Source organism: Streptococcus infantis, assembly GCF_021497965.1.
Taxonomy (GTDB): Bacteria; Bacillota; Bacilli; order Lactobacillales; family Streptococcaceae; genus Streptococcus; species Streptococcus infantis_B.
This window is the reverse complement of the sequence record NZ_CP046525.1, coordinates 84,791-105,049: the sequence shown is the minus strand read 5'-3', so window position 1 is coordinate 105,049 and position 20,259 is coordinate 84,791. Positions and strand designations below refer to the sequence as shown.

General features: G+C 40.5%; 20 protein-coding genes and 1 pseudogene. 5 read left to right on the top strand and 16 right to left on the bottom strand.

Annotated features, from left to right (window positions below; genetic code table 11):
- Positions 1-21: 21 nt before the first annotated feature.
- The 11 genes from rpsJ to mnmA form a co-directional block, all read right to left on the bottom strand.
- Positions 22-330: a 30S ribosomal protein S10 gene (rpsJ, locus tag GOM46_RS00465; protein WP_003009585.1), complete on the bottom strand. Its 309-nt coding sequence runs from the start codon at positions 328-330 to the stop codon at positions 22-24.
- A 279-nt stretch (positions 331-609) separates the two neighbouring features.
- A complete protein-coding gene (locus GOM46_RS00460; RefSeq protein WP_235083647.1) occupies positions 610-1,230 on the bottom strand; it encodes a uridine kinase in 621 nt (206 codons plus the stop codon).
- Positions 1,227-1,823, bottom strand: a complete 597-nt coding sequence (gene nrdG / locus GOM46_RS00455; RefSeq protein ID WP_045613165.1) for an anaerobic ribonucleoside-triphosphate reductase activating protein — start codon at positions 1,821-1,823, stop codon at positions 1,227-1,229. The genes GOM46_RS00460 and nrdG overlap by 4 nt, the downstream gene beginning before the upstream one ends.
- A gap of 5 nt (positions 1,824-1,828) precedes the next feature.
- A complete protein-coding gene (locus tag GOM46_RS00450) occupies positions 1,829-2,329 on the bottom strand; it encodes a GNAT family N-acetyltransferase (protein WP_235083646.1) in 501 nt (166 codons plus the stop codon).
- A gap of 37 nt (positions 2,330-2,366) precedes the next feature.
- Positions 2,367-2,507 (bottom strand): hypothetical protein, encoded by a 141-nt coding sequence (locus GOM46_RS00445; RefSeq protein WP_000521611.1) that lies wholly within the window; start codon positions 2,505-2,507, stop codon positions 2,367-2,369.
- A gap of 11 nt (positions 2,508-2,518) precedes the next feature.
- A complete protein-coding gene (gene nrdD / locus GOM46_RS00440) occupies positions 2,519-4,726 on the bottom strand; it encodes an anaerobic ribonucleoside-triphosphate reductase (RefSeq protein ID WP_235084129.1) in 2,208 nt (735 codons plus the stop codon).
- 125 nt (positions 4,727-4,851) lie between these two features.
- Positions 4,852-6,405, bottom strand: coding sequence for a damage-inducible protein CinA (locus tag GOM46_RS00435; RefSeq protein WP_235083645.1), 1,554 nt, complete (start codon positions 6,403-6,405; stop codon positions 4,852-4,854).
- 44 nt (positions 6,406-6,449) lie between these two features.
- Positions 6,450-6,584, bottom strand: coding sequence for a hypothetical protein (locus GOM46_RS08325; protein ID WP_265324763.1), 135 nt, complete (start codon positions 6,582-6,584; stop codon positions 6,450-6,452).
- Between the two features lie 83 nt (positions 6,585-6,667).
- Complete coding sequence (mnmG, locus tag GOM46_RS00430; protein WP_235083644.1) at positions 6,668-8,584, bottom strand: tRNA uridine-5-carboxymethylaminomethyl(34) synthesis enzyme MnmG; 1,917 nt, start codon at positions 8,582-8,584, stop codon at positions 6,668-6,670.
- An 8-nt stretch (positions 8,585-8,592) separates the two neighbouring features.
- Positions 8,593-9,048 carry an NUDIX hydrolase gene (locus GOM46_RS00425; RefSeq protein ID WP_235083643.1) on the bottom strand — a complete coding sequence of 152 codons (456 nt, stop codon included), beginning with the start codon at positions 9,046-9,048 and terminating at the stop codon, positions 8,593-8,595.
- Between the two features lie 140 nt (positions 9,049-9,188).
- Positions 9,189-10,310 carry a tRNA 2-thiouridine(34) synthase MnmA gene (mnmA, locus tag GOM46_RS00420; protein ID WP_235083642.1) on the bottom strand — a complete coding sequence of 374 codons (1,122 nt, stop codon included), beginning with the start codon at positions 10,308-10,310 and terminating at the stop codon, positions 9,189-9,191.
- Between the two features lie 304 nt (positions 10,311-10,614).
- Here mnmA and GOM46_RS00415 point away from each other — a divergent pair, with 304 nt between their 5' ends.
- On the top strand, positions 10,615-11,412 hold the full coding sequence (locus GOM46_RS00415; protein WP_235083641.1) for a hypothetical protein: 798 nt from the start codon (positions 10,615-10,617) through the stop codon (positions 11,410-11,412).
- A gap of 158 nt (positions 11,413-11,570) precedes the next feature.
- On the opposite strand, the gene GOM46_RS00410 is transcribed toward GOM46_RS00415, so the two are convergent.
- Positions 11,571-12,188 carry a LysM peptidoglycan-binding domain-containing protein gene (locus GOM46_RS00410; protein ID WP_235083640.1) on the bottom strand — a complete coding sequence of 206 codons (618 nt, stop codon included), beginning with the start codon at positions 12,186-12,188 and terminating at the stop codon, positions 11,571-11,573.
- A 242-nt stretch (positions 12,189-12,430) separates the two neighbouring features.
- On the opposite strand from GOM46_RS00410, the gene sdaAB reads away from it, so the two are divergent.
- From sdaAB to GOM46_RS00395, 3 genes are read left to right on the top strand one after another with little or no spacing between them, the layout of a single operon-like run.
- Positions 12,431-13,102, top strand: a complete 672-nt coding sequence (gene sdaAB / locus GOM46_RS00405) for an L-serine ammonia-lyase, iron-sulfur-dependent subunit beta (RefSeq protein ID WP_049526542.1) — start codon at positions 12,431-12,433, stop codon at positions 13,100-13,102.
- 8 nt (positions 13,103-13,110) lie between these two features.
- Entirely contained in the window at positions 13,111-13,983 is an 873-nt protein-coding gene (sdaAA, locus tag GOM46_RS00400) for an L-serine ammonia-lyase, iron-sulfur-dependent, subunit alpha (protein ID WP_235083639.1), read from the top strand.
- A gap of 22 nt (positions 13,984-14,005) precedes the next feature.
- On the top strand, positions 14,006-14,638 hold the full coding sequence (locus GOM46_RS00395) for an HAD hydrolase-like protein (protein ID WP_235083638.1): 633 nt from the start codon (positions 14,006-14,008) through the stop codon (positions 14,636-14,638).
- A 104-nt stretch (positions 14,639-14,742) separates the two neighbouring features.
- Here GOM46_RS00395 and GOM46_RS00390 read toward each other — a convergent pair whose 3' ends face one another.
- The 4 genes from GOM46_RS00390 to GOM46_RS00375 form a co-directional block, all read right to left on the bottom strand.
- Positions 14,743-15,207 (bottom strand): DUF805 domain-containing protein, encoded by a 465-nt coding sequence (locus tag GOM46_RS00390; RefSeq protein ID WP_235083637.1) that lies wholly within the window; start codon positions 15,205-15,207, stop codon positions 14,743-14,745.
- A gap of 176 nt (positions 15,208-15,383) precedes the next feature.
- Complete coding sequence (locus tag GOM46_RS00385) at positions 15,384-15,737, bottom strand: DUF805 domain-containing protein (RefSeq protein WP_235083636.1); 354 nt, start codon at positions 15,735-15,737, stop codon at positions 15,384-15,386.
- A gap of 151 nt (positions 15,738-15,888) precedes the next feature.
- On the bottom strand, positions 15,889-17,739 hold the full coding sequence (locus tag GOM46_RS00380; RefSeq protein WP_235083635.1) for a polysaccharide biosynthesis protein: 1,851 nt from the start codon (positions 17,737-17,739) through the stop codon (positions 15,889-15,891).
- A 48-nt stretch (positions 17,740-17,787) separates the two neighbouring features.
- Positions 17,788-18,822 carry a glycosyltransferase family 2 protein gene (locus tag GOM46_RS00375; RefSeq protein WP_235083634.1) on the bottom strand — a complete coding sequence of 345 codons (1,035 nt, stop codon included), beginning with the start codon at positions 18,820-18,822 and terminating at the stop codon, positions 17,788-17,790.
- A gap of 212 nt (positions 18,823-19,034) precedes the next feature.
- On the opposite strand from GOM46_RS00375, the pseudogene GOM46_RS00370 reads away from it, so the two are divergent.
- Positions 19,035-20,200: pseudogene (locus tag GOM46_RS00370) on the top strand (CynX/NimT family MFS transporter).
- The last annotated feature ends 59 nt before the right edge of the window (positions 20,201-20,259 follow it).

Here is a 20,259-nt window from a genome sequence, read left to right as displayed (position 1 = left end):
CTCAAGGTATCAAGCTTTAAATTAAAGTTTGATTTCTACGTTTACACCACTTGGAAGATCCAATTTCATCAAAGCGTCAACTGTTTTTTGAGTTGGGTTGATGATGTCGATCAAACGTTTGTGTGTACGCATTTCGAATTGTTCGCGAGAATCTTTATATTTGTGAGTCGCACGAATGATTGTGTAGAGGCTACGCTCAGTTGGAAGTGGGATTGGACCCGCAACTTGTGCACCTGTACGAGTAGCTGATTCTACGATTTTTGCAGCCGCTGTGTCAAGCGTACGGTGTTCGTAAGCTTTCAAACGGATACGGATTTTTTTGTTTGCCATCTTTTTCTCCTTTTCGTCTATTTAAGATAATAGGCTAGCTCCACAAGAAAACCGACGCGCGTTGCGTGGCAATGCAACCGAGCGTGTCGCAACCTCTTGCATCAAAGCTAAGGCTGTAATTTACAGCACCATAATAGAATAACACAAAGCCCCTGCGATTGCAAGGGATTTGACAGGATTTTTTAAATTTTTTAGATGAAACTGTTTTCGTACATTTCTGAAACAAAAAAGACAATCTATTCTCAATTTATATATATCTTTTCCTATTTAAATAGTTCTTTAATAGTCATTTTCTATTTGAAACTGATTTTGAGATTGGTTAATTAACACATCCGCCTCTTTTTCTGTTTCTTGATAATAACGGCGATATTGTCCGCGTCCGATTTGATGAGTCTCACGAACAAACGAGGCTTCGCTTTTCCTCACAGTCGTATCTCGAGCTAGACGTCTCTTTAATTCGGTCTCCTCATCTGTGTAGAAACAAATGGTTTTGTCAAAAAGTTCCTTGGGTAAAAAACCAACAGACATCCCTTCGACAATCAAAATCGTTTTTTCTCCAGATAAAATCTCACTAGCCTTCCAGGGTTCCTCAATTGTTAAGATGTCCATACCCGCTTGCAGAGCAAGAATATCTCTTTGTAAACTTGCCAGCTCATGCGCTACTGGTAAACATGCTGTCACTTTTTGGTCTGGTGTCTCTTTAGGTACCACTAAATGTCGTCCCGAAGTAATGTAGGGATCTGTCTCTAGTAAATTTACCTTTTGGGAATCAAGTTCTTGGTACAATTCTTGAGCAAAAGTTGATTTTCCTGAAGCTCCATGGCCGTAGATACCCAGCGTTTTTACTTTTCCAGTTTCTATCTCTGAGACTAGTTGTTCTATTAAGTCTTTTTTCTTCATTCTCTCTTCACCTGTTCATAGCTTTCTTTTCCATCGTTAAGCTTGTCCCAAATGACTACCTTTCCACTTTGAAGAGACTTTTGTACATCGATGATTCGTTGGTTAGAAGAGCCACGGAACTGCAACATAAGGTTGCGTTTGCTCTTATCATAGCGGCCATCGACGAGAATATCAATCAGGGATAAAAGTTCTAATTTATCAGGCGTCTCTAACATCATTTCTTCCCAGGTGTAGCCTGTCCAAGACCAGATGTCTTTTTCTGGCAATTCTTTCCGAATGCGTTTAACGAGAGGCAAAAGAATTCCAGTATTCAGGAATGGCTCTCCACCGAGTAGGGTCAAACCTTGAACATAAGGCTGGGCAAGATCTGCCATAATCTGTTCTTCCAACTCTGGTGTATAAGGAATCCCGGCATTAAATGACCAGGTCGCTACATTGTAGCAACCTTCACAGTGAAACATACATCCTGCTACATAAAGCGAATTGCGCACCCCTTCGCCATCCACAAAGTTAAAAGCCTTATAATCAATAATACGTCCCTGACTAAGCTCCTCACTCTTCCACTCGCCTGGTTTTGGTGTATTCCATGTCATACTTTCTACTCCAACTCTATCCAATAGCGCTCCGTCCCATTTCGAACATCCTCTAACTTCCCACCATTAGCTAAGATAACAGCTCGGCTGGCAGGATTTTCTGTGCTACAAGTCACCAAAGCACGATGAATGTTTTTCTCCTTAGCTACTTGAAGACCTTGATGGAGAGCTTCCTTAGCATAACCTTTTCCCCTTTCAGAAGGGCGGATGGAATAGCCGATATGGCCAGCATAATTCAGCAATCCTTCATTTAGTCTCAACCGTAAATTTAAAAAACCTAAAGCATGATCTGATTCATCAAACAATACGAACTGAATTGATGGAACGCGATTTTCAGGCAAGTTTATTCCCATTTCTTTATTAAGGTTAGTTTCTAGCCAATTCTCATAATCAAAGTTCTCAGCATCCCAAAATCCACCATCGTGGGCTGATTGAGTCTGTTCAAACTCTGCCATCATGTTTAGAATGGTTCCTTTATCTGCCAATGTTGGTCTGCGTAATCCCATGTACTCCTCCCGCTATGAGAAAAGTGAGAGGGGACTCTCACTTTTTCTTGTTCTTATTTAAAAATTGTTCTCTAAGGCTGGCTACTCGATCTTTTTTATTGACTCCACCCTTTGAATGCTTTTCGTGGAATCGTTGAACCAAGGCCTTACCCTTATCGTCTAATTGATATTTTCCCATGCTATCTCTTTCTAATTTGTTACTTCATGCCCTGCTGTTTTAATAGTAGAACCGTTCATGTGTTTAACACGCGCAGCAATTTCCTTGTGACGTCCATTCACCATCGGACGCGCTTGCGGATTTCCAAGATAGCCACAAGTCCGTTTAACAACATCGACTGTTTTAGGATCACTATTACCACAGTTAGGACAGGCAAAACCTCTCTCGGTTGGATTAAAGTCTCCTTCAAAATCGCACTTGTAGCAACGATCAATCGGAGTATTAGTCCCTAGATAACCTACACGATCATAAGCATAATCCCAAACAGCTTCCAAGGCCTTTGGATTTTGTTGAAGAACTGGGTACTCACAGTAGTGGATAAATCCACCTGATGCACCCGCTTCTGGATAAACCTTCTCGAAGTCCAATTTTTCAAAAGGAGTTGGATTTTTTCGGACATCATAATGGAAGGAATTTGTGTAGTATTCTTTATCAGTAATGTCTGGAATAGATCCAAATTTCTCTGTATCTAAACGACAGAAACGATCTGTCAGACTTTCAGATGGCGTTGAATAAATAGAGAAGTGATAACCGTATTGGTCTGACCATTCTTCTACTCGATGTTTCATGTCTCGAATAATATCCAGTGTGAATTCCTTGGCTTCTGGATTGGTTTCCCAATTGTTGCCAAAGAATACTGTCGCCACTTCATAGAGCCCGATATAGCCAAGCGAAACAGTCGCACGACGATTCTTGAAGAGTTGGTCAACACTTTCTTCCTTCCCAAGGCGGTGCCCAAAGGCTCCGTATTGATAGAGGATAGGTGCGTTAGCTGGAGTAGCTTCCTTGGTTCGCTCTACACGATAGACCAGTGCATCTTCTGCAATATTCATGCGCTCATTGAAGATTTCCCAGAACTTGTTCAAGTCGCCTTCAGATTCAAGGGCAATACGAGGAAGATTGACCGTTACCACGCCTAGATTCATACGACCTGAATTAACTTCTACACCATTTTCATCCTTCCATCCTTGAAGGAAAGAACGGCAACCCATCGGAACTTTGAAAGAACCTGTCAACTCGACAATCTTATCGTAAGACAAGACATCTGGGTACATGCGCTTGGTTGCACACTCGAGAGCCAATTGTTTAATATCGTAGTTAGGAGAACCTTCCTCTAAGTTAAGACCTCTTTTAAGAGTAAAGATAAGTTTCGGGAAGATGGCTGTACGGTGTTCTGAACCAAGCCCCTTGATACGAATGTTTAGGATTGCCTTTTGAATTTCACGTTCAAAACGATTGGTTCCTAGACCGAAACCAAGAGAAGTAAAAGGTGTTTGTCCATTTGATGTAAAGAGGGTGTTAATCTCGTACTCTAAAGATTGCATGGCATCATAGATGTCTTTTTGAGTTTTCTTCCAGGCGTATTCTTCGTGCTTGTCAGGTAGGACCCATTCCTCTGCATCTTTAAGGTGTTTTTGATAATTTTTCTCTGCATAAGGAGCCAAAACTTCATCTATACGGTCTGCCGAACAGCCCCCATACTGGCTAGATGCGACGTTTGCGATGATTTGTGAAATCTGTGCTGTCGCAGTTTGGATAGACTTAGGACTTTCTACCTCAGCATTCCCAATCTTAAAACCATTTTCCAACATACCCTTAAAATCAATCAAACAGCAGTTGGTCATAGGAGTGTAGGGGCTGTAGTCCAAATCGTGATAGTGGATATCCCCTTTTTGATGGGCATTAGCCACATGCTTAGGAAGCATTTGCAGTCCGATTGATTTTCCAACAATTCCGGCCGTCAAATCACGCTGGGTGTTGAAGACATCGCTATCTTTATTGGCATTTTCATTAACAACCGCTTGATCCTTATTGAGAAGCTTATGAATACTAAAGTTGATATCTGTCGCTTTTGAGCGCTCAAAATCTCTTTGAGTCCGATAAGTGATATACTCTTCAGCCAAGGCATATTCTTTAGCTTCCAGCAACTCGTGCTCAACGATGTTTTGGATTTCATAGATTTTTACACCTTGCGGGAAACGGCTATGGATCTCATCAACGATACGCTCAACCAGGGCACTAAGGCGCTTTTCGACCAAAGGAGTTACATCCATAACCTTTTCAGCAGCCTTATGAAGCGCTTTGGCAATCTTGTCTACATCAAAAATGACACGTCTGCCGTCACGCTTTTCGACGAATAAAGTCGGATCAGGGACAGCCTTCTCTTCCAATACAATCATATCCATACCCTTTTCTTAAATATAATATTGATTCTAAAAAGTATTATATCACTAAAAAAATAAAAATCAATATCTTGTGTCAAAAAATAAAATTTTTTTAAAATTACACAAGATATTGATAGTTTTTATTTTAATTTATAGAGTTTAAAATCTTTGAATTCACTTTGAACCGCTTGATAATTTTCAGCTAAAAGCTGCTCAACTTCTGTCCAAAGAGTTGTTTTTGTATTCACTACAATCATCTTTGGTTGATTATCTCGAAGATCATTTACAAGCTTAGTACGATTTGCATCAAGTCCTGTATGCAATCTAGGAGATAACAACTGACTAGCAGCCAAGCGTTCGCTAGCTTTATAGCTACTTGTCAGATTATCCCAAACATAGATACGATCTGTAGCTTGCGTTTCCCCTTTGACTTTAGTTTCAATGCCTGTACGTTCTTGATATTGTTCCGCATGAAGTAAATATCGTGATACTACAGGAGCTAAAAATAGATAAACGAGAGCTAAAATTGGCAGATAGGCATTTCCTTTCACAAAAGTGCCCCATGGTGACGTTTCTTCTCTGCGTCTTCTACGACGGCTTGCTCCCTCGAATTCCCACGTGCGAATTCGAGTTAACAATAGAATAGACAAGAAGGGTAACAATTCAACCATACGACTACCATTGATAAGATCTGTAGAGAAAATTTCTAAAACTAATACCAAAATAACAGCTATTGCAGCAGAGATTGATAAGACTGATTGTTTCAATGGTTTAGATTGGAAGAGACCTGTGAAAGCCAACGTCAATGCTCCAAGAGCAATTGCCAATAATCCATAGAAGAGGATGTTGTCGAGTAATCCCGGGTTAGAGGTGAAGTTCAAACTATCTAATGGATAGAGGATTTGACTAATGGCATTTCCGAAGCTACCTTTATAAGCTGTATAGTAGCCAATTGGATAAAAGAAGATTGAAAAACCAAGACCCGCCGCAAAGAATTGATAGAGGCCATGAGTCAAGTTGTTGCGCCCAACATTAAAAGCAGTTACTGCAAAAAATAAGACAAATGCATATAAAGTTGTCACCAAAGGTGCAAAGAAAAATGCTAGGGCCAAGCTAATCCCAATACGTATGAAATCTTTATCATGATCTGGTTCTGCAAAGTAAGCAATCGCTAAACTGAGAGCATAGAATAAGAACGGAAGGGCAAGAATAGTCGCATAGCCACCACCAAAACTAAGAGCACTGGCGAGGATATAAAAGACTGTCAGCACTTGTTGAGATTGTTTGTTTTGTCCCGTCAAGTTATAAGCCGAATGAAAAAGAAAGAATCCTGCACCTATTAAGGCTAACCAATTAAAGACTGCAAACAATAGACTGCCTTTGGTTAGATACTGTAAAAAGTAATAAAGGAGACCACTAGTGCCAAAGTAGTCAGAGTAGATATCTCCTCTCTGATGCATGGCCCACCCGATATAGAAATCCTGAGTCTGTTCTGGACTTAGCAAGCCTAATAAAAAGGGTAGGACCACAGACACAAGTACTACTAGCGTACTCAAAATTAGGATATTAAAAAATGGTAAGCGAGCAGGCTGACGAGTTTCAACCTCGAGTTGCTCCTCATTTGTTACTGGAGCTTCCTGACTTCCCACCCAATATGGATTCGATTCATCTTCTAATCTGCCATATACGTTCATTCGCTCTCTCCTATATTTTAATTTGTTCTAGTATATCAAAAAGTCTAGTTCTTGTCAGCCTTTGGCGGACGTTCGTTCAACTTTTCAGACAAAGTAACAAAGCGTTCAATCTCATAAAAACGATGATATGAAACTCTTTTATAGTGGTCTAAAAAAATTTTTTCTTCTACTGTCAGCATAGTCAATTCTCCTTTTCTCTTCATTCGAAAAAAGGAGAAAAATCTAAAAAAGCTGAATTCTCAAAAAGAGGATTCAGCACTTTTTAATCAGTTTTCTTTTCTAAGTTTTTTGAAATGCTACGATTTTTACCTTCCAGATACACCATCAAAATAGAGATATCTGCTGGGTTTACCCCAGAAATACGGCTAGCCTGACCAATGGTTTCTGGATTAATGAGTTTGAACTTCTGGCGCGCTTCTGTCGCAATAGAGTCAATATCATCCCAATCGATGTTGGCCGGAATACGTTTTTCTTCCATGCGTTTCATCTTGGCAACCTGATCCATAGCTTTTGAGATGTAACCTTCGTACTTGATTTCTGTTTCAATCAATTCGATAATCTTGTCATCCAATTCTTCGGCAGCAGGTCCAATAAAGGCCACCACGTCTTGGTAAGAGACTTCTGGACGACGGAGGAATTCCTTGGCAGTGACTGCATCAGTCAATGGTTTGAAGCCCATTGCTTCAACCTTAACATTGGTTTCCTTGACTGGCTTGAGTTTGATGCTATCCAAACGCTTCATTTCATTCTCAAATTGATTTTTCTTGATTTCAAAGCGTGCCCAACGTTCATCATCCACAAGGCCAACCTCACGCCCCATCTCAGTCAAACGCATATCAGCATTGTCATGACGGAGAATGAGGCGGTATTCAGCACGACTAGTCAAGAGACGGTAAGGTTCAATGGTTCCCTTAGTTACCAAGTCGTCAATCATCACTCCGATATAACCGTCGCTTCGTTTCAGAATCAACTCAGGCTTACCTTGGATTTTCAGAGCCGCATTGATACCCGCGATAATCCCTTGGCCAGCAGCTTCTTCGTAACCTGACGTTCCATTTGTCTGTCCAGCAGTGAAGAGGCCTGAGATTTTTTTGGTTTCCAGAGTCGCACGCAACTGGTGTGGTAAGACCATATCATACTCAATGGCATAACCAGTTCGCATCATCTCTGCATTTTCCAACCCTTTGATAGAATGAACCAAGTCACGTTGTACGTCTTCAGGAAGACTAGTCGAAAGTCCTTGGACATAGACTTCCTCTGTATTGCGACCTTCTGGCTCAAGGAAAAGTTGGTGGCGTTCCTTGTCTGCAAAACGTACAATCTTGTCCTCAATTGACGGACAATAGCGAGGCCCAACTCCCTTGACCACACCTGTAAACATAGGCGCACGGTGGAGGTTGTTTTGAATAATCTCATGGCTGGCACCATTGGTGTAGGTCAACCAGCACGGCACTTGGTCTTTGACATAATCCTCGTCACGTGAAGTGTATGAGAAGTGATTTGGTGCCTCGTCTCCTGGCTGGATTTCTGTCACATCGTAGTTGATAGAAGAAGCCTTGACACGAGGTGGTGTCCCTGTTTTGAAACGACCGATTTCGAGCCCAAGTTCTTTGAGATTGTCAGCGAGGTTAATAGAAGCTAGGCTGTGGTTAGGACCTGACGAGTACTTGAGATCTCCGATGATGATTTCCCCACGGAGGGCAGTCCCTGTGGTCACAATAACAGCCTTGGCAGCATACTCTTGATGGGTTGCTGTACGAACGCCGACAACCTTGCCGTCTTCCACCAAAATCTCATCAATCATGGTTTGACGAAGGGTCAGATTTTCTTGATTTTCAACTGTCTTGCGCATTTCCTTAGAGTAAAGCTCCTTGTCAGCCTGCGCACGAAGGGCACGAACAGCTGGTCCCTTTCCAGTGTTGAGCATCTTCATCTGGATGTAAGTCTTGTCAATGGTCTTAGCCATTTCGCCACCAAGGGCATCCACTTCACGCACGACAATCCCCTTTGCAGAACCACCAATAGACGGATTACAAGGCATGAAAGCTAACATTTCAATGTTAATAGTCGCAAGCAAGACCTTGCAACCCATACGGCTCGCAGCTAGGGAAGCTTCCACCCCGGCATGCCCAGCACCGATAACTATAATATCGTATTCTTCTGTAAAATTATAAGTCATTTTCTCTCCTATTCCTCAAGGTGAATGTGTCTTAGTCGGCCGTTCCAGGTTGGTAGGGCTGTCTTTAAAAAGGCTGGAACCAGCCGAATATCCTCAAGCTTGTCCAAATCAATCCACTCACAAGGCTGCGTTTTTTCGTCTTCCTGCATGGTCAATGGGGCGTCCTCAAGTAAGTCCACTAAATAATGAAACTCGATGTTGTGATAGTGAACACCGTCTTCTTCAAAACGATTTTCAACCACGAAAGCTAGCTGCCCAGCTTGAGCTTTGACGCCCAGTTCTTCCCTCACCTCACGGACTACCGCATCTTCCGTTCTTTCGTTGACTTGAATAGCACCGCCGATAGTGTAATACTTGTCCTTGTCTTTAGTAGCTAGAAGTTTGCGATTTTGGAGAATCAAGGCTGTTGCCCGAACACCAAAAACAGTATTTCCCTCTTTTGTCCGAAAGTCTTGTTGAGTCATTTTTGCCCTTTCCCTTAAACGACACAAAAACAGTCAAAACTCGTAAGAAGTGCAGGACAAAAAAGCCTGCAACATCCATGAGCTTTGACCATCATTTCTATTGCTTTTATTATTGTAGCAAATTGAGAACATTTGTCAATCTAAATGTACTGACAAACCTTGCCATCACGGTAGGCATTGTCAATCAAACCACCACCGAGACATTCTTCACCATCGTAAAAGACAACTGCCTGTCCTGGTGTAATGGCGCGTTGCGGCTCCGCAAAGATGACCTCGGCCTTGTCTCCTTTAACATGAACAGTTACCTTCGAGTCTGGCTGACGGTAGCGGAATTTAGCCGTACATTCTAGCGTAAACTCCTCTGGCATGTCACGAGTAAAGTGAACTTGACTAGCCTCTAAGCTAGTTGACATGAGCGCTTCATGATAGAAACCTTGTCCGACATAGAGGATATTTTGGCTCAAATCTTTTCCGACAACGAACCAAGGGGCATTGTCCCCTCCGTGTTGCCCACCGATACCGAGTCCCCCACGCTGACCAATTGTATAGTACATAAGGCCGGCATGCTCGCCCATATCGCGACCATCCACAGTCATCATGCGACCAGGCTGAGCTGGTAGATAGTTGCTGAGAAATTCTTTAAAGTTCTTTTCTCCGATAAAGCAAATTCCTGTCGAGTCTTTCTTCTTAGCAGTCGCAAGTCCTGCTTCTTCAGCTATTTTTCGGACTTCAGGTTTTTCCAAATGTCCTAGTGGGAACATGGTTTTTTGGAGTTGTTCTTGCGAAAGTTGACTGAGGAAATAGGTCTGATCCTTGCCATTATCCACGCCACGAAGCATGTGAACGATGCCATCCTCATCACGCGCCACTCGAGCATAGTGCCCAGTTGCTACATAGTCTGCTCCCAAGGTCATGGCATAGTCCAAAAAGGCTTTAAACTTGATTTCTTTGTTGCACATAACGTCTGGATTTGGCGTGCGTCCTGCACGGTATTCCGCTAGGAAATACTCAAAAACGCGGTCCCAGTACTCTTTTTCAAAATTGACAGAGTAGTAAGGAATGCCAATCTGGTCTGCCACCGCAGCCACATCCTTGTAATCTTCGGTCGCTGTACAGACGCCGTTTTCATCTGTGTCATCCCAGTTCTTCATGAAGATACCGATCACATCGTAGCCCTGCTCCTTGAGCAAGAGAGCCGTCACCGACGAATCAACACCACCACTCATCCCCACGACAACACGTGTTTTAGAGTTATCACTCATGGTAAGTCTCCCATCTATTCGTTTATTCACGATTGAAGGTCGTGTGTGCTTCAACGATTGAAGGTCGCTTGAGCAAGATTCATTATAGCATGCTTTAAAAAAGATGACAAGGAAGATGGAGACAAATCTAGCAATCTCTTCTGTAAATACATAAAATTAAGAACTCAAAAAAGTAATTCATGCCTAAACCTCTATTCACTTTAAAAATTTATTTTTAAAATCAACTAAAAATGATATACTGTAATGAGGAGGAATGCGCACATGATTCCATACATATACCTTTATCCACGTGCGTAGAACTATTGTGAACAACTACAAAGATATACTAAAATCAAAAAATACCATTTTTACTATTATAATTATTGCAGGTTTTGGACTTTTAACAGCCTTAGTCATTCATCAAGAACATGTTCAAGCAGAGAAAGGAAACATTGCTCTCATCAAACAACAAAAAAATCAACAAGATGTTGAACAAGTAAAAAATGCTATTAAAGACTTCAACATCGATTCTGAAAGCATAATAGATGATTGGAAAAAGATTCAGGAATTGAAACCAACCACTGATGCGGGTAAAAAGACACTAACAGACTTTCTTACTTCTACTGCCGATAAAGTCACAAAGCATTATACTGAAAAAGCTTTAAAATTAGATATAAAGGACTCTGATAGCCAGTTTCAAGATAAACAAACACTTGAAGCAGGCATCACTTCTTTACAAAAAATATTAGAAATCATTAAAGATATTAACTCTACTAACGAACAAACTTCCATTGAAGAAAAAATAAAACCAATTCAAGAACTGATTTCTAAATTCCAAAAACAAGTTGAATTCTTGACTAAAAAAGAAGAACAAAAATCTAACCAAAACGAAACAGAAACAGCTAGTAAGACTCAGGTAGTAGAATCCTACAATTCAGAAGATAACAACTACAGTCCAACCTACACTGAATCATATGAAAGCATAAATAATTCTCAAACACCTGCAGCTGAGCAATATTCATCTGATAGTGCTGGCAGCGAAGGGAATCATGGCGTTGATACACGAGATCAATCTTCTAATTCTTCCGGTTCTCAGACAGAGGCTAATAGACATAATAATTAAACTAAAATTCGCGACTTAAACAGTTTAACTTACTAATTCGGGTGGAAAAATTCTGTAAAATCATCAACCTGAACAAATCTTCCGTCACTATTACTTAAAAATTGTCTCTCATTAAAAGGTACACAAAAAGAGCCATTCAAGGCTCTTTTTTTATTTTTTTAGTACCAACCGTTATTAAGCCAGAAGTTCTTAGCTTCAGTCCATGAACCATAGCGTCCTGCTACATAAGCGTCAGCTACACGTTCTTGGTTTTCTGCTGAATAGTCACCGTTCAAGTATGAATCTGTCAATTGGTAACGTCCGATGTAACGTCCGTTTGTAGCTGTATAGCTACCGCCTGATTCTTTTTGGGCGATCCATTCTTTAGCTTCTGCTTCTGAACCACTTACAGTTGAAGCTGGAGCTGAATAGCTTTCTTCAACTACAGGCGCTGCAGGTTTGTAAGTAGCCTCATATGTAGTTTCTTCTGCAACAGTCTCAGAAACTGCTGGAGTTTCTTTGACTTCTGCTACAGGAGCTTCTGTTGTAGTTGAAGCAGCTGGAGCTTCACCGTCGATAACCAATACTTGGTCAACATAGATGAGGTGAATGTTTTTAATGTTGTTCAATTTAGCCAATTTTTCAACTGTTGTGTTGTGAGTTTCAGCAATTTCTGAGAGAGTATCTCCAGCTTTGACTGTGTAAGTTTTTGATTCTTGTGCAAAAGTTAATGATGGTGCTAGGAAAGCAAGTACTACTGCTAATCCCGCAAATTTAGTTTTAATGTTTGATTTCATTTAAAAAAGTTTCTCCTTCTTTCTTATACTACCATGATAACCTTCTATTATTACTATTTGTTAACGATTTTGTGTAGAAATGTTACAGAACTGTGATTTATTTACCTAGAAATAGCCTTTTTTGTTACAAAAGCCTCGTTATTAAAGGCTTTTTGGCATTTTTTGAGATTTCAGAACGGAATTAAGCACTTGAAACCAATCTTTGATATAATAGAAGTAAGAATCTTTTTAAGGGGAAACAGATGCAATCACTTCGTTTTCAATCTGTCTTTGATATCATTGGTCCAGTTATGATTGGTCCATCTAGTAGTCATACAGCAGGAGCTGTTCGTATCGGAAAAATCGTTTCATCAATCTTTGACGACACTCCTACTGAAGTCGAGTTCCAACTTTTCAATTCTTTTGCCAAAACCTATCGCGGACATGGGACCGATCTTGCCCTCGTCGCTGGAATCTTAGGAATGGATACAGATGACCCTGAAATTCCTAACAGTCTGGAAATTGCCCACAAACGTGGAATCAAAATCGTATGGACCATCCAAAAGGATAGTAATGCTCCCCACCCAAACACCACGAAAATCACTGTGAAGAACGATCGTAAGACTATCAGTGTAACAGGAATCTCAATCGGTGGTGGTAACATCCAGGTGACAGAACTAAATGGCTTTGCCGTATCTCTCAACATGAACACCCCCACCATTATCATCGTTCATCAGGATGTCCCTGGTATGATCGCTCATGTGACTGAGGCCTTATCGCGCTTTAATATTAACATCGCTCAAATGAATGTAACTCGAGAAAAAGCTGGTGAGAAAGCCATTATGATTATCGAAGTTGATAGCCGCAACTGTGAAGAATCTATCGAAGAAATTCGTAAAATTCCTCATTTACATAATGTCAATTTCTTTCAATAGGAGAAAATATGTTTTACTCTATCAAAGAATTAGTCGAACAAGCCGACTTAGACTTTCAAGGAAATGTTGCTGAACTCATGATTTCGACTGAGTTTGAGCTAACTGGGCGTGAACGTGAAGAAGTTCTTCTACTCATGGAACGTAATCTTGAAGTCATGAAGGCTTCTGTTGAACTCGGTCTCAGCGAAAAGAAATCTCGTAGTGGTTTAACTGGTGGAGATGCAGCCAAACTCGATCACTACATCAAAAAAGGAAAAACACTATCAGACTTCACTGTCCTATCTGCAGCCCGTAACGCTATCGCCGTTAACGAACACAATGCCAAGATGGGATTGGTCTGTGCAACTCCTACTGCTGGTAGTGCCGGTTGTCTTCCCGCAGTCCTCACAGCTGCTATTCAAAAGTTGGGTCTAACCCATGAACAACAACTAGACTTCTTATTTGCTGCGGGTGCTTTTGGCCTCGTCATTGCGAACAATGCTTCTATTTCAGGTGCCGAAGGTGGCTGTCAAGCCGAAGTTGGTTCAGCTTCAGCCATGAGCGCTGCTGCCCTAACCCTAGCTGCAGGCGGAACGCCTTATCAAGCGAGTCAGGCTATCGCCTTCGTTATCAAAAATATGCTTGGTCTTATCTGCGATCCCGTTGCAGGTTTGGTTGAAGTTCCATGCGTTAAGCGTAACGCCATGGGAGCAAGCTTCGCCTTCATCGCAGCTGATATGGCCTTAGCTGGTATCGAATCAAAAATCCCAGTTGATGAAGTCATTGATGCCATGTACCAAGTGGGCTCTAGTCTTCCAACCGCCTTTCGTGAAACTGCCGAGGGAGGCCTTGCTGCCACACCGACAGGTCGTCGCCTTCAAAAAGAAATCTTCGGTGAATAATTTCAAATTACTAGGAGAATCAATGTCATCTCTATCAGCCATCTTTTTTGATCTAGATGGAACCCTTGTAGATAGCTCAATCGGTATTCACAATGGGTTCACCTATACTTTTGACCAACTGGGAGTCCCTAGTCCAGATGCAAAAACCATCCGTGGCTTTATGGGGCCACCATTGGAAACAAGTTTTGCTAGTTGCCTCCCAGCAGATCAAGTTGAAACAGCTATCCAGCTTTATCGTTCCTACTATAAGGAAAAGGGAGTTTACGAAGCCCAGCTCTTCCCACAAATCAAAAACCTGCTAACTGAACTAGCTAAACAATACCCACTCTATATCACTACTACGAAGAATACACCAACCGCAGTTGATATGACTAGCCATTTTGGAATTGACCGCTTCTTTGATGGAATCTATGGTTCAAGTCCTCAAGCCCTGCACAAGGCAGATGTTATTCGTCAAGCTTTAACAACACATGATTTAGCTCCAGAAACAGTGGTTATTATCGGAGATACAAAATTCGATATGATTGGCGCCCAAGAAACTGGCATTAAAAAACTAGCGGTTACTTGGGGATTTGGCGACGAGAAAGAACTCATGACCTATCAACCTGACTGGGTTGCTCATCGACCAACAGATATTTTAGTTCAACTACAATAGAAGAACTAAACAAAAGCACTCCAATTAAATTGGAGTGCTTTTTAACTTGTTGGTAACAAAATACAAAAAGTTCAAACAAGATACAAATGTAAAACTAAAATCTTTTAGTTCTTGTCAGAATCTTCAAATGGTGTCACCTCGATGACTTCTTCAACATTAACTGCTTGAGGTTCACTATAGTTTACTACCTTAGTCTCTTTTGTTGGCATAGCATGTAAGATCATAAGGGCAATCCCTCCCATAGGGGCGAAGCGAAGGAAGATAAAGGCCCAGTGGAATCCAGCATCACGCAAACGACGAACTGACAAAGCTAGTGTTGGCACTAAGATTGCTAGGAAGAAAACTGCATAAATAATAACAACTAAGCCAAACACCATAAAAGTCGCTTCGCTCACTGAATCGTCTATCGAATCCATCACGGCACTAAGAAATACGGTGTAGAAATAGATAATCCAGAAAGGAATAGAAAGAATAAAGTTTCCTAGCCAAACCCACCAGTAATCTGGCCGCGTTGAACGTCCAGTGAACTCTGCATAATTCTTAAAAAAATTCTTATACGCGTTAATCATGAGATACCCTCGACTTTTATTTTCATCAATATAACTAACTATTCAGTTATAGAACACTCCCAAATCCAACTAGAGACTTGGGAGTGTTAGTAAATGGTTCATCAAGACTCAAGAAGTTCGATTCAAGGTTGAAACTTCTTGATTCTTGTATCTTTTTCAGACAGTTGAACGTATCGTTAGTCCTTTGATGGCATAGCTAGTAGCACCATAAGGGCGATACCTCCAACAAATGGAATAAAGGCAACGAAAATGAGTGCCCAATGGAAACCTGCGTCACGTAGACGACGAACTGTCAATGCAAGGCCAGGCAAGAAGAGTGCCAAAGCAAAAATGAGATAAACAAATCCGATTAAGCCCAAAGCCATAATAGCAGCTTCGCTATTTGGATTTGCCATTGCACTAGCGTATACCATGTAGAAAGGGATAGAAAGGATAATGTTTGCCAACCAAATCCACCAGTAATCTGGGCGTGTTGAACGTCCAGAGAAATCTACATAACCTTTAAAGAAATTTTTAATTGCGTCAATCATAAAATACTCCTATTTGCTTTTATAGCTATATTTTACCATAAGTGTAAACACTTGACAAGCAAGCACCTGATTCACAGAAGCTCACTCTAAGTTAAAAAAGATACTATCTGCTCCTTCTCTAAAAGAAGTCGCGGATAATATCTTATCTATTTTAGTCAGCATGAGTTGTTTCGTTTGCAAAACTGATAATGGCTCTCTTCAATTCAGCACCCTGCATAGTCCGGAATTCTGCAATCTTCTGATCAATCATTTCAAGAGGCATCACATTTACTTTACCAACAAAGATCTTGTCCATTACTTGATTGTCCACTAATTCAGTTGATACAAGCAATTCTTCATATAGTTTTTCACCTGGGCGGATCCCTACTTCTACGATTGGAATTTCATTTTCAGTATGACCACTGAGTAGAACCATTTTCTTAGCCAAGTCGTAAATGCGTACAGGTTTGCCCATATCAAGGATAAAGACTTCCCCATCTTTGGCATAAGCACCCGCATGAATCACCAAACGACTAGCTTCTGGAATGGTCATGAAGTAACGAGTCATTCGGAAATCTGTCACCGTTACAGGTCCGCCTTCAGCAATCTGACGTTCAAAGACAGGAATCACACTACCACGACTACCGAGTACATTACCGAAACGAACCGCACAGTAGGTTGATTGGCTACGTTGATTAAATCCAGTCACAATCAACTCAGCAACACGTTTTGTTGCTCCCATTACGTTTGGTGGATTAACGGCCTTATCTGTCGAAATCATAACCATTTTTGGAACTCTAGCAGCGTCAACTGCTCTGGCAACATTATAGGTTCCAAGGATGTTATTCTTGAAGGCTTCTTTGGGATTACGCTCCATCATCGGAACGTGCTTATGAGCTGCAGCATGGTAAACAATAGCTGGTTCATATTGTTCGAAAACTTGAAGCAGACGCTCGTAATCTTGAATATCGGCAATGACAGGAACAAAGTCAATTTCTTGGTACTTACGAATCAATTCATGGTAAATCAGGTAAATCGAATTTTCCCCATGTCCTAACAAAATGACACGTTCAGGATTGAAACGACTAACCTGACGACAAATTTCTGATCCAATCGAACCTCCGGCACCAGTCACCAGAATTGTTTTACCAGTAATTTCATAACCCAGACGTGATTCGTCTAGTCGAATCTCTTTACGTCCCAAAAGGTCTGTGATATCAATCTTCTGGAAACCACCAATTGGAGGCTGAATACCTTGCACAACTGACTCAATCATAGGCATCTTATAGCATTTCAAGCCGATATGGTTACACATTTGCAGAATGCGTTCATACTCAGATGGATCTAGAGACGGAATCGCAACAATCACTTTTTCAACTCTAAAGCGCTTCGCCAATTCTGGCAGGTCATCATAAGAACCCAAGACTGGGATTTTTCCAAGCTTTTGACCTTTTTTCTTTTCGTCATTATCCAGAATCCCGACCAATTCAAGGTCACTGGTAGGATGCTGGTAACTGTTCATAAAGAGCGCACCACCATCTCCGGCACCAATCAAGAAGGTACGGCGGTGTTCTCCTTCTCCATTTCCCTTTTTACGTCTTGAGTAAATCAACTGCCAAGTAATACGAGGAAGTAGAATCAAGAAGGTTGTTAATAGGATAAAGAGTACGATAAAGCGGACAGAAAAGAGTGGTAAGAAAGCATAGCAAATAATATAAGATAAAATACTACTGATGGTTACTCCGAAGAAAATCTTCATGAAATCTGTAATCTTGCTGTATCGACTAATACTAGCATTAAGACCCCAGAATCCAATCATCAGTTGGTAGAAAAGGAAGGTTAGACCTGTGTAAATGACATAGTCTACCGGGGCTGGATTGATTAATCCATAAAATAAAATATAGGAAACAATAATTGATAAGACCATACTGGCAATATCAAAAAATCCCCAAAAAATTTGTTTCTGTTGTTTATTTAATACTTCAACCAGATCAATTACATAATCTGTCATTTTTTTATTCATGTGAATGGTATCCTCCTACACAGAGAAATTTTTGGTATGAGAGTATTCTCAACTTAAATATTGAATGTCGTAGCTGTAACTTTTTTTCCATTTGAAACCTTTGATTAACCCAACCAATGTTCCTATCCCATAGGCAAAATGGATTGAAAATAACATAGCAGGCATTAACAATAATACTTCGTTTTTATGTTTCAATAAAGCAAGTATCGTCAAAGATGTTACAAGTAGACTATATACTGCAAAAAGAAGCACTAAAAACAATGGTGAAAAAGGTAGTAACATAGCACCTACAAAAATGCTTAACACAAAAGCAAAGGGAACATAATGAAAGATTGATAGGCATCTTGGTTTAACATGAGTTGTCAATCCAATCCATAGACCATTTGAATACTTTTGGTGGAGCATCTTTTTAAATGTTGGGCGAATATATTGATAAGATAAAACATTGGGACTAAATCTTATCTTATATCCGTGTTTTCTGATACGATAATGAAGCTCATTATCTTCCGTTCTTCCGAGTTGTTCATCGACTAAACCAGCTTGCTCAAAAACTCCTCGACGGTACATACCATGAAAAATAGAAGAAACATATCTGTCTTGAGAGCTGTTTCGATAATCTGCGATGCTGCTTCCAAACATATTTTCTTCAACAATATGTAAAGCTTCTGACCATTTACCCTCATCTTCAACAAGCGTTGGTCTAGGCCCCCCACAGACATATTCCCCTTGATTGATGAGTTCAACATTATTCTTCACAAAATCCTCTGTGACTTTGGAATGCGCATCAATCTTCAAAACAACGTCTCCATTAGAGTTCTTAATCCCTAAATTAAAACCACTTGCTTGATTCTTTTTAGGGTTATCATACAATCTAATTGACCTAAATTCAGTATCCTCAGAGATGAATCTCTGAATAATATCGGTTGTCTTATCAGTAGACATTGCATTAATAAATAGAATTTCAATATTTTCTTTACTGTATGTCTGTCTTTTTAAATCTTCAATTAAGCCTGGTAAGTACTTCTCTTCATTATAAGCACTAATCACAATAGAGACGATTAAATTATCGATTTGTTGAATCACTTATAGTCTCCTAAATATTTTCTTTCACTATTTTATCACAAATTCCCAGACTTTCCTATTTTTATTTGAATTGCAGAAAAAAACTAGTAAATTTATCAAACTTTTTTCAATGATTTTTCGCAGCTAAAAACGGATCCCCTCACGCCATCTTGACATCTATAGGAAAAAGCCTTAAAATAAGCTGTTATCAAAATCAGTTTGTTGAGGTTCACATGAAAAAACGATCACTCTTTTTTATTCTAGGAATTATCTTAATTGGAGCAGTCTTAAGAACTCCTTTTACTGCCTTACCAACTATTTTAGGAGATATCGCCCAAGGTTTAGGAGTTGAGGTCAGCTCACTTGGGGTTTTGACGAGTCTTCCTCTCTTGATGTTTGCCCTCTTCTCTTCTTTTGCGAGCCGCTTAGCTCAAAAATTGGACTTGAGCATCTTTTCACCTATAGTCTTATCGTCTTGACCGTCGGTTCAGTGATTCGTATCTTCAATCTCCCTCTGCTCTATCTGGGAACCTTACTTATCGGAGCAAGTATCGCTATTTTCAACGTGCTTCTTCCTAGTGTCATTCAGGCAAACTACCCACAAAAGATTAGCTTCCTGACAACGATTTATGTGACGACTATGGGGATTGCCACTGCTCTTGCTTCCTATCTTTCAGTCCCCATTACTCAGGCAACATCATGGAGAGGCTTGATTCTCTGCTTATCCTTGGTCTGTCTACTAACTTTATTTGTCTGGTTCCCTAACCATAGCCACAATCATTTCCTAGAAGGACATGAAGAGAAAAAAGAAACAGAGAATATCCTAAAAAGTAAGCAAGTTTGGGCTATTATTGTATTTGGCGGGCTTCAGTCTTTACTCTTCTATACCTGCATGACCTGGCTACCAACCATGACAATCAGTGCCGGACTATCTCATACAGATGCTGGTCTTTTGGCTTCTATCTTTTCACTGATTAGCATTCCCTTCTCCATGACTATTCCAAGTCTAACGACTCGTTTATCTAATCGTCACCGTCAAATCATGTTAACAGTCATCTCTTTGGCTGGTATGTTAGGAATCGCCATGCTTTTATACCCAAGCAACAGTTTCTTATACTGGCTGGTGGCGCAACTCTTGATTGGGACAGCCTGCAGCGCCCTTTTCCCTTACCTCATGGTTTGTTTCTCTATCAAAACCAGTTCTCCTGAAAAGACAGCTCAATTATCTGGACTTGCCCAGACCGGTGGTTACATCCTAGCTGCCTTTGGACCAACTCTCTTTGGTTACAGTTTTGATATGTTCCATTCTTGGGTTCCAGCGGTATTGGCTCTTCTAGTTATTGATATCATCATGACAACAGCCCTCTTTATGGTGGATCGAGCGGATAAAATCCTCTAATCTTCTAGTTTTTGCTGGAAGATTTTTTATATGTAAAATTTTTATACATATTTCTTGAC

Excerpts from the sequence above, each read along its gene's own strand:
- rpsJ (WP_003009585.1), bottom strand. The coding sequence starts at position 330 with ATGGCAAACAAAAAAATCCGTATCCGTTTGAAAGCTTACGAACACCGT.
- GOM46_RS00460 (WP_235083647.1), bottom strand. The coding sequence starts at position 1,230 with ATGAAGAAAAAAGACTTAATAGAACAACTAGTCTCAGAGATAGAAACT.
- nrdG (WP_045613165.1), bottom strand. The coding sequence starts at position 1,823 with ATGACATGGAATACACCAAAACCAGGCGAGTGGAAGAGTGAGGAGCTT.
- GOM46_RS00450 (WP_235083646.1), bottom strand. The coding sequence starts at position 2,329 with ATGGGATTACGCAGACCAACATTGGCAGATAAAGGAACCATTCTAAAC.
- GOM46_RS00445 (WP_000521611.1), bottom strand. The coding sequence starts at position 2,507 with ATGGGAAAATATCAATTAGACGATAAGGGTAAGGCCTTGGTTCAACGA.
- nrdD (WP_235084129.1), bottom strand. The coding sequence starts at position 4,726 with ATGATTGTATTGGAAGAGAAGGCTGTCCCTGATCCGACTTTATTCGTC.
- GOM46_RS00435 (WP_235083645.1), bottom strand. The coding sequence starts at position 6,405 with ATGAACGTATATGGCAGATTAGAAGATGAATCGAATCCATATTGGGTG.
- GOM46_RS08325 (WP_265324763.1), bottom strand. The coding sequence starts at position 6,584 with ATGCTGACAGTAGAAGAAAAAATTTTTTTAGACCACTATAAAAGAGTT.
- mnmG (WP_235083644.1), bottom strand. The coding sequence starts at position 8,584 with ATGACTTATAATTTTACAGAAGAATACGATATTATAGTTATCGGTGCT.
- GOM46_RS00425 (WP_235083643.1), bottom strand. The coding sequence starts at position 9,048 with ATGACTCAACAAGACTTTCGGACAAAAGAGGGAAATACTGTTTTTGGT.
- mnmA (WP_235083642.1), bottom strand. The coding sequence starts at position 10,310 with ATGAGTGATAACTCTAAAACACGTGTTGTCGTGGGGATGAGTGGTGGT.
- GOM46_RS00410 (WP_235083640.1), bottom strand. The coding sequence starts at position 12,188 with ATGAAATCAAACATTAAAACTAAATTTGCGGGATTAGCAGTAGTACTT.
- sdaAB (WP_049526542.1), top strand. The coding sequence starts at position 12,431 with ATGCAATCACTTCGTTTTCAATCTGTCTTTGATATCATTGGTCCAGTT.
- sdaAA (WP_235083639.1), top strand. The coding sequence starts at position 13,111 with ATGTTTTACTCTATCAAAGAATTAGTCGAACAAGCCGACTTAGACTTT.
- GOM46_RS00395 (WP_235083638.1), top strand. The coding sequence starts at position 14,006 with ATGTCATCTCTATCAGCCATCTTTTTTGATCTAGATGGAACCCTTGTA.
- GOM46_RS00390 (WP_235083637.1), bottom strand. The coding sequence starts at position 15,207 with ATGATTAACGCGTATAAGAATTTTTTTAAGAATTATGCAGAGTTCACT.
- GOM46_RS00385 (WP_235083636.1), bottom strand. The coding sequence starts at position 15,737 with ATGATTGACGCAATTAAAAATTTCTTTAAAGGTTATGTAGATTTCTCT.
- GOM46_RS00380 (WP_235083635.1), bottom strand. The coding sequence starts at position 17,739 with ATGAATAAAAAAATGACAGATTATGTAATTGATCTGGTTGAAGTATTA.